This is a genomic window from Actinomadura craniellae (genome assembly GCF_003289645.1).
GTDB classification, from domain to species: domain Bacteria; phylum Actinomycetota; class Actinomycetes; order Streptosporangiales; family Streptosporangiaceae; genus Actinomadura_D; species Actinomadura_D craniellae.
Window position 1 is genome coordinate 22,845 of the sequence record NZ_QLYX01000017.1, and the last position, 12,776, is coordinate 35,620.

12 protein-coding genes and 2 tRNA genes are annotated in these 12,776 nt (G+C 71.2%); 3 read left to right on the forward strand and 11 right to left on the reverse strand.

Features of this window, described 5'->3' with window-relative positions; translation table 11 throughout:
- Nucleotides 1–18 precede the first annotated feature (18 nt).
- The 5 genes from DPM19_RS28770 to DPM19_RS28790 form a co-directional block, all read right to left on the reverse strand.
- Nucleotides 19–846 carry a TIGR02452 family protein gene (locus DPM19_RS28770; RefSeq protein WP_111871331.1) on the reverse strand — a complete coding sequence of 276 codons (828 nt, stop codon included), beginning with the start codon at nucleotides 844–846 and terminating at the stop codon, nucleotides 19–21.
- A gap of 44 nt (nucleotides 847–890) precedes the next feature.
- Nucleotides 891–1,325 (reverse strand): hypothetical protein, encoded by a 435-nt coding sequence (locus tag DPM19_RS28775; protein WP_146779032.1) that lies wholly within the window; start codon nucleotides 1,323–1,325, stop codon nucleotides 891–893.
- Nucleotides 1,310–2,863 (reverse strand): hypothetical protein, encoded by a 1,554-nt coding sequence (locus DPM19_RS28780; RefSeq protein ID WP_146779033.1) that lies wholly within the window; start codon nucleotides 2,861–2,863, stop codon nucleotides 1,310–1,312. Before DPM19_RS28780 ends, DPM19_RS28775 begins: the two co-directional genes overlap by 16 nt.
- Nucleotides 2,864–3,138: 275 nt before the next feature.
- Entirely contained in the window at nucleotides 3,139–3,408 is a 270-nt protein-coding gene (locus DPM19_RS28785) for a TFIIB-type zinc ribbon-containing protein (RefSeq protein WP_111871204.1), read from the reverse strand.
- Nucleotides 3,409–3,456: 48 nt separating this feature from the next.
- Nucleotides 3,457–4,347: a phosphotransferase family protein gene (locus DPM19_RS28790; protein WP_199485341.1), complete on the reverse strand. Its 891-nt coding sequence runs from the start codon at nucleotides 4,345–4,347 to the stop codon at nucleotides 3,457–3,459.
- Nucleotides 4,348–4,625: 278 nt separating this feature from the next.
- Between DPM19_RS28790 and DPM19_RS28795 the strand changes: the two genes are divergently transcribed.
- Nucleotides 4,626–4,710, forward strand: a tRNA-Ser gene (locus DPM19_RS28795).
- Nucleotide 4,711: 1 nt separating this feature from the next.
- Nucleotides 4,712–4,784, forward strand: a tRNA-Met gene (locus DPM19_RS35495).
- A 43-nt stretch (nucleotides 4,785–4,827) separates the two neighbouring features.
- Here the strand turns inward: DPM19_RS35495 and DPM19_RS28800 are convergent.
- The 5 genes from DPM19_RS28800 to DPM19_RS28820 all read right to left on the reverse strand — a co-directional run bounded on the left by DPM19_RS28800 (nucleotide 4,828) and on the right by DPM19_RS28820 (nucleotide 10,537).
- Nucleotides 4,828–5,844: a LacI family DNA-binding transcriptional regulator gene (locus DPM19_RS28800; RefSeq protein ID WP_111871205.1), complete on the reverse strand. Its 1,017-nt coding sequence runs from the start codon at nucleotides 5,842–5,844 to the stop codon at nucleotides 4,828–4,830.
- A gap of 24 nt (nucleotides 5,845–5,868) precedes the next feature.
- The gene (locus DPM19_RS28805) at nucleotides 5,869–7,302 is read right to left on the reverse strand and encodes a GH1 family beta-glucosidase (RefSeq protein ID WP_111871206.1); all 1,434 of its coding nucleotides are present in this window, start codon (nucleotides 7,300–7,302) and stop codon (nucleotides 5,869–5,871) included.
- Complete coding sequence (locus DPM19_RS28810; RefSeq protein ID WP_111871207.1) at nucleotides 7,299–8,171, reverse strand: carbohydrate ABC transporter permease; 873 nt, start codon at nucleotides 8,169–8,171, stop codon at nucleotides 7,299–7,301. The genes DPM19_RS28805 and DPM19_RS28810 overlap by 4 nt, the downstream gene beginning before the upstream one ends.
- Nucleotides 8,168–9,142 carry a carbohydrate ABC transporter permease gene (locus DPM19_RS28815; RefSeq protein ID WP_111871208.1) on the reverse strand — a complete coding sequence of 325 codons (975 nt, stop codon included), beginning with the start codon at nucleotides 9,140–9,142 and terminating at the stop codon, nucleotides 8,168–8,170. Before DPM19_RS28815 ends, DPM19_RS28810 begins: the two co-directional genes overlap by 4 nt.
- 87 nt (nucleotides 9,143–9,229) lie before the next feature.
- Nucleotides 9,230–10,537 carry an ABC transporter substrate-binding protein gene (locus tag DPM19_RS28820; protein WP_111871209.1) on the reverse strand — a complete coding sequence of 436 codons (1,308 nt, stop codon included), beginning with the start codon at nucleotides 10,535–10,537 and terminating at the stop codon, nucleotides 9,230–9,232.
- Nucleotides 10,538–10,781: 244 nt separating this feature from the next.
- Between DPM19_RS28820 and DPM19_RS28825 the strand changes: the two genes are divergently transcribed.
- Complete coding sequence (locus DPM19_RS28825) at nucleotides 10,782–11,414, forward strand: DUF1349 domain-containing protein (protein WP_111871210.1); 633 nt, start codon at nucleotides 10,782–10,784, stop codon at nucleotides 11,412–11,414.
- Between the two features lie 116 nt (nucleotides 11,415–11,530).
- Here DPM19_RS28825 and DPM19_RS28830 read toward each other — a convergent pair whose 3' ends face one another.
- Entirely contained in the window at nucleotides 11,531–12,586 is a 1,056-nt protein-coding gene (locus tag DPM19_RS28830; RefSeq protein WP_111871211.1) for an ABC transporter ATP-binding protein, read from the reverse strand.
- Nucleotides 12,587–12,776: the final 190 nt, after the last annotated feature.

A 12,776-nucleotide genomic window follows, 5' to 3' on the forward strand; every position in this document is an offset into this window, starting at 1 on the left:
GGCTCCGGCGCGCCGCCGTCAGCCGGCCGGGAAGGCGCGGGCGAAGGCGGCGTGCCGGGGCGCGCCGGGCGAGGTGTCCCAGACCGCGAAGACCACCTGGGCGAACCGCCCGGCGAACGGCCCGCCGGGCAGCAGCAGGTCGGCGAAGACGGCGGCCACCTCACCGGGGTCGTTGCCGAACACGCCACAGCCCCAGGCGCCGAGCACCAGCCGGCGGTGGCCGTGCCGGTCGGCCAGCGCCAGCACCTTCGCGGCCCGCTGGGCCAGCGCCGCGGGCAGCCGGTCCAGCGCCGCCGGGTCGCGCAGCGCGCCCCGGTTGGGCGCCGCCGAGGTGATGAACGCGACCTGGTAGGGCTCCTCCAGCAGCGCCCCCGAATCGTCCCGGAAGACGGGGACGTCCGGCGAGTAGATCATGTGGTCGCTGTAGAGGAGGTCGCCCGCGGCGCGGTGGAAGGCGTAGTAGTCGGGGGCGGTGCGCAGGCTCGCGTACAGCGCGGAGGACCGGGCCAGCCCCTCCTCCTGTGCGTGCGCGCCGCGCAGGAACCCGCCGCCGGGGTTCTTGGCCGAGGCGAAGTTGAGGCACAGCACGGGGTCGTCGGCGGCCTCGGTCAGCCGGCGCGCGGCGGCGAGGGTGGTCTCGTCGGTGACCTCGATCAGGGTGTCGCCCGTGGCGGGCCCGGCGGGGCCCGTCGTTAGTTCGTCGGGCCGGTGGAGCAGGGTGCCGGCGATCGCCCGGCGGACGGGTTCGGCGATCTCGACGGTGCGCCCGGAAGGGGCCGTGTAGTGGCCGCGTTCGAGGATTTCGACGGTCTGGGCGGCGATCGCTTTACGAGGATGTCTACTCATGTCGGGATGAGTCTCCACCATCGGCGATCAGTTCCGCGCGGTATTTACCCGTACACCGGTTCGCGCCGCTCGACCCGGGCGGAGTGCCACAGACCGACGGCCACCCCGCCGGCCGCGGCGCAGACCGGGAGCACGACGCGGAGCGCCATCGGGATCCCGGAGATCGGGTTGAGGTTGGTGAGCAGCGCCACCACCACCGGCCCGGCGGCGGCCAGCGCGTACCGGATCCGGCCCGCTGGGGCGCCCGCCCGGGCCAGCCGCGGCGCGGCCAGCCGTCCCGCCACGGCGCCCGCCGCCAGGTTGACGACGAGGACCCCGGCGGCCGAGACCCAGTAGAAGCCGTCCGTCAGCACGACGTCCGGCAGCAGCGCGATCATCGCCACCACCAGGACTGCCGCGGCGAGCAGGCCGGTGAGCTGGACGCAGACGCCCTGGGCGATCGTCTTCGCCACCGGCCCGCGCGCTAGTTCAGACCGCATCGCTCCCATTTCACCCATCCCTTGTCCGGATCGAAGTACTCGCCCTTGACCCCGTTGTCGGTGACGGTCTCGTTTTCGTACTCGAAGAAGCCCACCCCGAAGTCGACGTTCGGATGCGTGGTCCTGACATCGCTGTCGTAGGTCACCTTCGACATGGTCCCGCCGCCGTTGTTGAAGTACTCGTCGAGGACCAGGGCGCCGGCGACGGGACCGGCGGGGCCGTTGGACAGCTGCCGCACGAAGGCGTCGTAGGCCACGCGGTCCTGCGGGTTGTTCAGATCGAGGTTCTTGTTCGTCCGCCACTTGGCGGCCCACTGCGAGTCCTGGATCCAGGCGCTCCCCGGCCCGATGTTCGCCCCCGCGCGCAGGTGCCAGGAGCCCTGGACCTGGTCGATCTGGGTGAGGCCCACGGCCTTGCCGTCCTTGTCGACCACGAGGCCGTACCAGCGGCCGTAGGTGCCGCGCAGGCCGACGCCCACCTCGCCGTCGAGCTCGATGGCCCGGCGCACCGCCGGCGGCAGGGTGACGGGGGTGCCGCCCTTGGTGGTCAGCTCCTTCTCGATCTTCTTGATGGCCTCCTGGGCGGCCTCCGGCGACCAGTTCTTGCCCCACTTCCGGCTGGCGTAGCTGCGGGCCGGCTTGGAGTCCAGCGTCACCGACTCCATCAGCTGCTGGCTGGCGCTGAAGAAGTAGGTGGTCTGGCCGGTTTGGTTGTCCTTCCAGGATCCGCCGGTGGTCCAGCCGAAGTTCTTGCCGACGATCGACAGCGGACCCACGGGGACGTCGTTCCAGAAACCGTTCCATATGCCGGCCTCGTAGAACTCCTGGGCCGGCGGGAGGTCGGGCTCCTTGTTCCCCACCCACTCCTCGATGTCGTCGCCGACCCAGGGCAGGTGGCCCCCCGCCCACGGGATCCACCCGGTGAGCGGGTTGGTGCGGAACGCGTTCTTGGCCCAGTTCCCGATCCGGTACTCGCGCATCCGGTTGTAGAAGTCCCGCGCGTCCTTCTCGTTGTCGAACCGGTAGATCTCGGTGTTGCCCGCCATCGGCCCGATCCAGAACCCGGCCGGGATCTTGCTCTTGAGGGTCGGGGTGCCGATGTCGGCGTTCATCCAGGCTCCGTCCCAGACCTCCCAGATGTCCGGCTTCCCGCCGCCCTGGACGTAGCGGCGCATGGTCAGCTGGGACCCGCCGTCGGTCATGACGTCGAAGTACCGGAACCTGCCCGCCAGCGTGTTCTCCAGGTACTCGCTGTGGATGTAGGCCAGGCACGGCCCGCTGGGCTCGTTGGGGTCCTTGGGGATCACGGGGTTCGCCGGGGGCTGCGCGGTGGGCGGCGGGTCGCACTCGTCGGCGGCGGCGAGGTCGCCCGCCCGCAGCACCCGGCAGATGGCGCTCTCGATCCCGTCGCCGACGTCGTCGCCGACCGGAGAGACGCTGATGCCACCGAGGACCGCGCTGAACAGGAGGATGACGGCCAGATAACCCGCCGCACCTTCGCCGCGGCTTCCTTGCGCATTCATCTTCCGTTTGCTCACGGCGTGACCGTAAGATGCCCGGCCATGCGTGGTCATGGGTCCGTAGGCCCGTTCCGGACCCAATCGCAAATCCGGCAGTTAGGCCGAAACCTGGAGGATCTTTAACAGGGATTGGGTCTCCGGGTACTAGATCACCCGTCGGCGATGATCTGTTTGGGTCCGGGCCCGGGCCCCTGGGCCCACATAGGGGACCTAACGGTAAACACACCGGAAACACGGCGGAAACGCGTCGGGCGGGGCCGGACTCGAAGGTCCGACCCCGCCCGACGCGTCGATCAGGTCGAGAAGAGCATGTGGAAGACGCTCTTCTGCCGGTGGTGCCCGTAGTGGTGGTGGTGCTGCTGCTGCGCACCCCATCCGGGAGCCGGAGCGGCGGGGGCGGCCGGAGCGGCGGGCGGGGGCTGCATGTACTGGTTCTGCATACGGGTCAGCGCTTCGAGCTCGCCGTAGTCGAGGAAGATCCCCCGGCACATCTCACACTGCTCGATGTGGACACCGTTGCGGTCATACGTCCGCATCGTGCCACGACACTTGGGGCACTGCATCGGTTCGTCATCCTTCCTGGCGGATCCCCGGATTGACCCAATCTAGCGTCAGGGGCCCACTTCGCTACGGGTGATTCTGCTGCACGTGTCAACCAACGCGGTCTCGAACTCGTCAAGTGGCCGGCCTTCGTCCAGCGCATATAGGACGCTGGTGGCGGCGATTTGGATCGCCAGAGTTCGTGCCGGTATGTCGAGGGTCGTCCACGGGTCGCCCGAGCCGGGCACCGCCCGGCCGCCCGCGGCCCGGTAGGCGCCCAGAAAGCGGGCCCACTCGTCGGGCGGCAGCACCCCCGCCGAGAACAGCGCCGCGGCCCGGGCCAGGTCCCAGGCCGGATCGCCCCACCCGAGGTCGTCGACGTCGATCAGCCGCCAGCCCTGCCCCGGCGGGCGGACGAGCTGCCCCAGATGCCAGTCGCCATGGATGATCGCGGTGCCGGGCGGCGGCGGTGCCTCGCCCCGCAGCCAGCCGGGCAGGGTGGCGAACGCGCGGCGGATCTCGGTCGCCGCCGGGCCGCCGGGCAGCCGGCCCACCGTCCGGGCCGCCTTGCCGACCCCACCCCAGTACGGCGGCGGGGGGTCCAGCGCGTCCGCGGGGAGCGCATGCAGCCGGGCCAGGATGCGCCCGGCCTCCTCCCACGGCGGGTCGTCCGGGCTGACGGCCGCCCCGTAGGGCCAGACGCTGACCAGCCGGCCGGCGACCCGCGCGGGCTCGCCCAGCGGCACCACCAGGACGTCCCGCAGCGCCGGGTGCGCGGCCGCGCGCAGCCGCGCACCCAACTCGCCCGGATCCTTGTCCGCGCGGTGGGCCTTGACCGCCAGGTCGCCCACCCGGACGACCAGGGCGCCCCGGCGGTCGGCGAGCAGCACCGGCTCGCCGTCCGGAGCCGCCCCCGCGGCCCGGCCGATCGCGGTCAGCTCGGCCAGCAGCCCGTCGTTCACCGGTGCCGCACCCGTTCGCCGCCCGTCCCGCTCACTCGGCTCATCGGATCAGTGTCCCAGCCCGCCTGACCGCTTCGCCGCGAAAAACCGGTTGCCCGCACGGGCGCCCGCCGGGCATCCTCGATCCCGGACGCACATAGAGCACACCGCACGGGGAGGGGCCGGCATGAGCAGCCACAGTCGAATGTCCGACGACCTCCCCGGCCCCGGGTGAACTGACGCGTTCCTGCGCGCCGCCCGCGGACCCGAGGTCCGGCCGGGCGGTTTCTCGTTTCCCAGGAGGGTTGGCCGAGCGGTAAGGCAGCGGTTTGCTACGCCGTCGTCGGGGTGACACCCGCGCGAGTTCGAATCTCGCACCCTCCGCGGCGGGTAGGGACGCTGGCGCGTCCGACGGTCTCATAAGCCGTTCCAGGTGGGTTCGATTCCCACACCCGCTACGAGCCCAAGCAGTGCTCGGCTCAGGCGGTGCTCGCTCGGTCGCTAGGCCGACTCCCGGACGACCAGATGGGTGTGGACGACCACGTGGGCCCGCTCGTGCTCCTCGCCGCGGATCCGGGCGACGAGCAGCCGCACCATCTCCCGCCCCATCCGCTCGGTCGGCTGGTGGACGGAGGTCAGCGGCGGATCGGTGCGCCGCGCCCCGGCCGAGTCCTCGAAGCCGACCACGGCCACGTCGCCGGGCACGGTACGGCCCCGCTCCTTCAGGGCCCCCAGCGCGCCGATCGCCATGTTGTCGGAGGCGACGAACACCGCGTCCAGGCCGGGGTCGAGGTCGAGTAGTTCGTGCATCGCACGGCGGCCGTCGGCCTCGCTGAAGTCGCCGTGCACGACCAGCTCGGCCCGTCCGGCCAGGGCCCGCCGGTATCCGGCGAGCCGGTCGATGCCGACGCCCATGTCCGCCGGCCCGGCGATGGTGGCGATGCGGCCGCGCCCCTGCGCCACCAGGTGGGCCACCGCCTGGTACGCGCCGCCCTCGTTGTCGGCGTCGACGTAGCTCATCCGGGCGGTGTCGGACCCGATCGGCCGGCCGCCGAGCACGGTGGGCACGCCGCTGTCCTCCAGCCGGTGGGGCAGCGGGTCGTCGCCGTGCAGCGAGATCAGCAGCACGCCGTCGACGTGGTGCCCGGTGAGGTAGTGCTCCAGCCGCTCGCGGTCGCGGGCCGACTGGGCGAGGGTGAACAGGAGTTGCAGCCCGGTGTCGTTGAGCGCGGAGCTGATGCCCCGGATGATCTCGGCGAAGTAGGGCTCCTCGAACAGCCGCCGCTCGCCCTCCGACAGCACCAGCGCCACCGTGTCGGTGCGCCGGGTGACCAGCGCACGGGCCGCCCGGTTCGGCACGTAGCCCAGTTCCTTGATGGCCCGCAGGACCGCCTCGCGGGCCTGCGGGCTCACCTTCGGCGAGCCGTTGACGACCCGGGAGACCGTGCCCCGGCCGACCCCGGCCCGGGCCGCGACCTGCTCCAGCGTGGGACGCGTCGCGGACTCCCGCGCCGTCATCGCTTCCTCCCCCGTACCGTGTGTTCAGAGCGTGCCGCCCGGCAGCCCGCCGCTCCGGATGACCTGTGCGTACCATGCCGCGCTGTCCTTGGGCACGCGGCGCTGCGTCGCGTAGTCAACGTAGACCAGCCCGAAACGCTTGGAGTATCCCCAGGCCCATTCGTAATTGTCCATCAACGACCAGGTGAAGTACCCCCGCAACGGGACCCCCGCCCCGATGGCGCCGTGGCAGACCCGCAGGTGCGCGTCGAGGTACCGGATCCGCTCGATGTCGTGGACGGCGCCGTCGCCGTCGAGCTCGTCGTCGTAGCCCGCCCCGTTCTCGGTGATGTACAGCGGGACGGCCGGGTAGTCGCGGTGCAGCCGGGTCAGCACCTCCGCCAGCCCCGTCTCGTCGATCTCCCAGCCCATTCCGGTGACCGGCCGTCCCGCGGGGACGAACCGGACGTGGTCGGCGCCGACCCAGGGGGAGACGGAGGAGAACGGTGACGACACCGCCTGGGTCGCCTCGCCCGGTAGGCCCGACACCGTGTGCCGGCTGTAGTAGTTGACGCCCAGCAGGTCGATCGGTGCGTTGATCGCGGCCAGGTCGCCGTCGCGGACGTGCTCGGCGAAGCCGTACGGGGCCAGGTCCGCCAGCAGGTCGTCGGGGTACCGGCCGAGCAGCAGCGGGTCGAGGAAGAGCCGGTTCTGCATGCCGTCGATCCGCCGGGCCGCGTCCAGGTCCTCGGGCGCGTCCGTCTGCGGGGAGACCGCGTACAGGTTGACCGCCGGGCCCACCCGGACGCCCGGGCGGTCGGCGCGCATGGCCGAGACGGCCAGGCCGTGCCCCAGCAGCAGGTGGTGGGCGGCGGCCAGCGCGGCGGCGGGCTCCCGGCGGCCGGGCGCGTGCTCGCCCGAGGCGTAGCCGAGGAAAGCCGCGCACCACGGCTCGTTGACGGTCATCCAGTTCCCGACCCGGTCGCCCAGCGCGCCGTGCACCAGCGCCGCGTACTCGGCGAACCGGTGCGCGGTGTCGCGTTCGGGCCAGCCGCCCCGGTCCTCCAGCGGCTGCGGCAGGTCCCAGTGGTACAGCGTCGGCCATGGCTGGACGCCGGCCGCCAGCAGCGTGTCGACCAGCCGGGAGTAGAAGTCCAGCCCCGCCTGGTTGGCCGGGCCGGACCCCGCGGGCTGGATCCTCGGCCAGGCCACCGAGAACCGGTACGCGGTCAGCCCCAGGTCGGCCATCATCGCGACGTCCTGGGGGAAGCGGTGGTAGTGGTCAACGGCCACGTCCCCGTTCTCGCCGTTCAGCACGGCGCCGGGAACGGTGGCGAAGGTGTCCCAGATCGACCGGCCCCGGCCGCCCTCGGCGGTCGCTCCCTCGATCTGGTACGCCGCGGTCGCGGCCCCCCACAGGAAACCGGTGGGGAAGCGCGTCGTGAGTTCGGTCGGCCGGGGCGATGCGTTGGCAGTCACGCTTTGATGGCACCTTCCATGATGCCGCCGATGATCTGGCGGCTGAACACGATGAACACGACGAGGAGCGGCAGTGTCGCCACCGCGGTTCCGGCGAACATGAGGGTGTAGTCCTGGAAGTGGGCGTTGGCGAGCTGCTTGATCGACAGCTGCACCGTGGGGTTGTCGGGTTCGAGCACGGCCAGCGGCCACATGAACTCGTTCCAGGTCTGCATGAAGGTGAACAGGCCGAGCACCCCGGCGGCCGGCCGCAGCGCGGGCAGCACGACGCTCCAGTAGATGCGGAAGGTCGAGCAGCCGTCGACGCGGGCGGCCTCGATCAGCTCGTCCGGCACCGCCGACGCGGCGTACTGCCGCATCATGAAGACCCCGAACCCGGTGACCAGGAACGGCACGATGATCGACTGGAGCTCGCCGTTCCAGCCGAGCTTGATCATGATCAGGTACAGCGGGATGACGCCCATCTGCACCGGGATCATCATCGTGGCGATGATCGTCAGCAGCAGCGCGTTCCGGCCGCGGAAGCGCAGCTTGGCGAAGGCGAACCCGGCCAGGCTGGCGAAGAACACCGTCGAGATGGTGATCACCGACGCCGCGATCGCGGAGTTGACCAGCCCCGTGGCGAAGAACGCGTCCGGGTTGGCGAACAGCCGCTCCACGTTCTCGCCGAAGTGCGTGCCGGGGGTCACCGGCGGGGGGACGTCGCTGACGATCTCGTTGGTCCGGGTCGCCACGACCAGCATCCAGTAGATCGGGAAGACCGACAGGACCAGCGCGATCACCAGGGTGAGGTAGGTGAGCGGGCTGGCCTCCCAGAGCCCACGGAACCGGCCGGCCCGCCGGACGTTGAACGGAGCGGGCGCGGTCATCGCGTGCCTCCCATGCGCCGGATGAACAGGAAGTTGAGCAGGGAGAACACGATGATCATCAGGAAGAGCACCCAGGCCACGGCGGCGCCGTACCCGTAGTCGTCGCCGCGGAAGGAGTGCTCGAACATGTACATGGCGACCGTCTGGTACTGGCCCACCGGCCCGCCGTTCATCTCGCCGCTGCCATACAGCACCGGCTCGGTGAACAGCTGCAGCCCACCGATCGTGGAGATGATGACCGTGAAGATGATGGTCGGCCGCAGCATCGGCACCGTGATCTGCCAGAACTGGCGGCGCCGGGACGCCCCGTCGATCGCCGCGGCCTCGTACAGGTCCCGGGGGATCGCCTGCATGGCGGCCAGGTAGATCAGCGCGTTGTAGCCGGTCCACCGCCAGTCGACCATGCTGGAGACGGCCACCCAGGACCAGTAGCGGTCGGCCTGCCAGTCGATCGGATCGACGCCCACCAGGCCGAGCAGCCAGTTGACCATGCCGTAGTCGTGCGCGTAGAGCTGGGTGAAGACGATCGCCACGGCCGCGGTCGAGGTGACCAGCGGGGCGATCATCCCCATCCGGAACAGCAGCCCGCCGCGCATCCGCCGGTTCAGCGCGTTGGCGGCCAGCAGCGCGAGCAGCAGCTGCGGGACGGTCGACAGGGCGAACATGCCGAGCGTGTTGACGACCGAGTTCCAGAACGCCTCGTCGGCGAGCAGCTCCCGGTAGTTCTGCAGGCCGAGCCACTGCCGCAGCCCCGAGGCCAGCTCCCAGTCGTGCAGCGACACCCAGAGCGTGTAGCCCAGCGGGAACGCGCCGAAGACCAGGAAGACGGCGTAGAAGGGGGAGATCAGCAGGTAGGGCGAGACCTTCATGTCCAGCCGGGCGAGCCGGCCGCGCCAGGTCGGGCGGGACGGGGGCGGCGCGGGGACCTTGGCCCGCCGCCGGCCCGGCGCCGGGCGTACGTCGAGGCCCATCGGGCGTCCTTTCACAGGGGGAACGGAGCGAAGCGGCGGCATGCACCGCCCCCGGCCCGGACTCGGTGTCCGGGCCGGGGGCTGGGGCTACCGGGCGGCCTGCCGCGCCGCCTCGATGGCCTTCTGCCAGGCCTCTTCGGGCTTGACCTTGCCTTGGCCGACGCCGGTCATGACGTCCTCGACCTTCTCCCGGACGTCCTCGTTCTTGGGCGCCAGATGCACCGGCTTCACCTGCGCGGCGGCGGTACCGAAGATCTTGCCGATCGGGGCGTCGCCGAAGTAGGTGCTCTTCTTGTCGGCGATCACCGGGTCGTTGTAGTACTTCGGCGCGGAGGGGAACGGGTTTTTGGCCTCGTAGGCGGCGAGCTGCCCCTCCGGGCTGCTCAGGAACTTGGCCAGGTCGGCGGCCTCCTTGGGGTGCTTGGTCTGCTTGGGCACGGCCAGCCAGGAGCCGCCCCAGTAGCCGGTGCCGCCGGGCACCGCGGCCACGTCCCACTTGCCGTTGCCGGCGGCGCCGTGGAACTCCTGGATCCCGCCGAGCATCCAGGACGGGCAGGGGATCGCGGCGAAGCCGTCACGCTGGATGCCGGAGATCCACGGCGGAGTGAAGATCTTGTGGTTGGCGGTGAGCCGCTCGGTCTGGAACCGCAGCGTGGTGTCCCAGGCGGTCTTCACCGCGGGGTTGCTGTCGAAGACCAGGGCGTTCTTGGTGTCGAAGAAGGTGTGGCCCGGGGACTTGCCGGCCTCCTGGAGGAGGATCGTCCGCATGATCGCGTGCGGGCCGTCCAGGAACCTGGTGTCGGGCATCCTGCTCTGGAACCGCTTGCCCGTCTCGAAGAAGGCGTCCCAGGTCGGCCAGAGCTTGCTGACCTCGTCGCGCTCGGTGGGCAGGCCCGCCTTCTTGAACAGGTCCTTGCGGTAGCACAGGCCGAGCGGCCCGATGTCGGTGCCCAGCCCCACGAGCTGCTTGCCGTCGGGGCTGAGGCCGGCCCGCCACTTCCAGTCCAGGAAGTTCTTCTGCAGCGCGGCGCCCCCGTGGTCGAAGAGGTTCACGAACTTGTCGCGCTGCTGCATGTAGGTGGGCAGGATGCCCTCCTCCAGGGCCACGACGTCGCCGGCGCCCTTGCCGGTGGCCATCCACTGCTGCAGCCGGGGGCGCAGGTCGTCGAGGGACGACACCTTGCGCGGCCTGATCTTGACGTTCGGGTGCGCCGCCTCGTACTGCTTGTACAGCGCCTCGTAGCCGAACTCGCCGAACGTGTCGACGGTGAGGGTGATCTTCCCTCCGCTCGATCCGTCCTGGTCTCCCCCCGAGCATGCTGATGCCGCCGCCAGGACCCCGGCCAGCACCGTCGCGACGGCGGCCGTCAGCCGGCGTCGCCCGTTGAACCTCATAACGGACCCCTCTCAGGTCGTCGCCTTGATATGGGAGCGCTCCCACGAAGGGAAACCCGTGACGTGGGTCACTGTCAATGCGCCGAGATGCAACCGTTATATTCGCTCGGGCGTCAGCCTGGGCAAGGGTGGGTGATCCGCGGCCGACGCGGGGAGGCCGATCGAAGAAGGGGCTGTTACGGCGGTTCGGGACGTGGCACACTCACGACATATTTGGGAGCGCTCCCAAAACGGAGGAGGGCGGATGACCGACCCGATCGTGATCTCCCTACCCGGCCTGTCCGGCCTGTCCGCCCCGCCCGGCGGGCTCCGCCGGTACGGTGCCCCGCCCGGCCGCTACCAGGCCACGGAGAGCGGCGGGCTGCGCATCGAGGCGGGCCCCCGGACGGACCTGTTCATCGACCCCGAAGGCTCCGCCGCGGCGCTGAACGCCCCCCGGCTGCTCGCCCCGCTGGAGGGCCCCTTCCTGCTCTGGACCCGGGTGACCGTGGACTTCCGCAGCACCTTCGACGCGGGCGGGCTGGTGGTGTGGGCCGGCGACCGGTGCTGGGCCAAGCACTGCCTCGAACTCTCCCCGGACGGTGTGCCGACGGTGGTGTCGGTGGTGACCCGGGGCGTCTCCGACGACTGCAACGCGTTCCCCGTCACGGACGGGCAGGTGTGGCTGCGGATCGCCCGTACCGCGGCCGCGTACGCCTGCCACGCCTCCGCCGACGGCGCCCGCTGGACCCTGGTCCGGCATTTCGCGCTGGACGGGAACGGGCCGGTCGAAGCGGGCTTCGAAGCGCAGTCGCCCCTGGGCGAGGGGTGCACCGCGAACTTCGACGTCATCGGGCTCGAACGCCGACTGCTCACCGACGTCCGCGACGGAACCTGAACCCGAGCGGTACGGCCACCGCCTCGCTCGGCTCAGCGGTGTTCACTGCCGCTTCGCCTCGCTCGTTCGCTGCGCGGCCGCTCGTTCCTCACGTCCGCTCCGCGCACTCCCTCGGCTCAGCGGTGGACGGGGTCGACCCGCCGGCCCGACTCGTCGAAGACCAAGATCCGGGCCAGGTCGACGGCCAGGTGGACGGTGCCCTCGTTGCGCTGGCCGTGCCCGATGTTCAGCCGGGCCAGCAACTCGGTCCGCTGCCGGGCGCCGGTGGCGGCGGCGGTACGGCCGCACAGCGCGGCCAGGGCCCGGCCCGTCATGCTCGCCCCGGGCCGCGGCGACGCCGGCACGGGCTCCGGCCCCATGATGACGGCGGGGTCGGCCGCGCGCAGACCGGCCTCCACGTGCGCCAGCCACTCGTGCCCGCGGTGCTCGTGCTCGCGGATGTGACCGGACAGCACCGGGCCGTTGTGGGGGTCGCCGGTGGGGGTCAGGGCGTCCGGCCGGATGCCCACGATGATCGGTGCCCCGTCCAGCCGGGCGATCGCCTCGGCGCGAGGGTCGTGCCACGGCACGGTCAGCCGTTGCCCGCCCAGGTCGAGCATCGCCTCCGAGCCGGGCACGGCCCGTGCGGTGGCCGCCAGCAGGTTGATCGTGGGGGCGCCGAGGAAACGGGCCGTGAACGCGGTGGCGGGGTCGTCGTGGATCTGGGTGGGGGTGCCGGCGTCCTCCAGCCGGCCGTCGCGCATGATGCCGATGCGGTCGGCCAGGGTCAGCGCCTCGACGTGGTCGGAGGTGACGTACACGGTGGTGGTGCGGCGCTCCCGTACGAGGGTCCGGAACCGGTCCAGCACGCGGAGGGTTCCGGCGGCGTCGACGCCGGGCCGGGGCGCGTCGAACAGGAGCACTCCGGGCTCGCCGTCGAACGGGCCGGTGACCAGCTCGACGCCGCGGTCGGCCGGATCGAGGTCGTCGATGAGGCGGTCGCCCAGCCACAGCTTGCCGGAGGTCGGTGATTCGAGCCCGGCGATCATTCGCAGCAGGGTGGACTTGCCGGCGTCGGCCGGGCCGAGCAGGACGAAGAACTCGCCGTCGGCGATCTCCAAGGAGAGATCGTCGACCGCGAGTTGGCCGTTCGGGTAGACCTTGCTCACGGCGTCGAGAAGGATTCCAGCCATCCCGTACCTCGCGTCACACATCCGGGGGTTGTGATCTGGACCACCAAGTAGACCCCGAGATTGTTTCAATTGTCTAGGGCGTTACGCCGGAGTTACGGGTAATAGCCGGAGCCGCTCCGGCATGACATGCGTCACTCCGTTGTTGGCTCTGTCATCGCTCCGAGCACCGGCACCGTTACCCGCACCTGGC

What these genes read in the sequence shown, in the direction of transcription:
- DPM19_RS28770 (WP_111871331.1), bottom strand. Translation starts at nt 846, where the DNA reads ATGAGTAGACATCCTCGTAAAGCGATCGCCGCCCAGACCGTCGAAATC.
- DPM19_RS28785 (WP_111871204.1), bottom strand. Translation starts at nt 3,408, where the DNA reads ATGCAGTGCCCCAAGTGTCGTGGCACGATGCGGACGTATGACCGCAAC.
- DPM19_RS28810 (WP_111871207.1), bottom strand. Translation starts at nt 8,171, where the DNA reads ATGACCGCGCCCGCTCCGTTCAACGTCCGGCGGGCCGGCCGGTTCCGT.
- DPM19_RS28775 (WP_146779032.1), bottom strand. Translation starts at nt 1,325, where the DNA reads ATGCGGTCTGAACTAGCGCGCGGGCCGGTGGCGAAGACGATCGCCCAG.
- DPM19_RS28815 (WP_111871208.1), bottom strand. Translation starts at nt 9,142, where the DNA reads ATGGGCCTCGACGTACGCCCGGCGCCGGGCCGGCGGCGGGCCAAGGTC.
- DPM19_RS28820 (WP_111871209.1), bottom strand. Translation starts at nt 10,537, where the DNA reads ATGAGGTTCAACGGGCGACGCCGGCTGACGGCCGCCGTCGCGACGGTG.
- DPM19_RS28830 (WP_111871211.1), bottom strand. Translation starts at nt 12,586, where the DNA reads ATGGCTGGAATCCTTCTCGACGCCGTGAGCAAGGTCTACCCGAACGGC.
- DPM19_RS28825 (WP_111871210.1), top strand. Translation starts at nt 10,782, where the DNA reads ATGACCGACCCGATCGTGATCTCCCTACCCGGCCTGTCCGGCCTGTCC.
- DPM19_RS28800 (WP_111871205.1), bottom strand. Translation starts at nt 5,844, where the DNA reads ATGACGGCGCGGGAGTCCGCGACGCGTCCCACGCTGGAGCAGGTCGCG.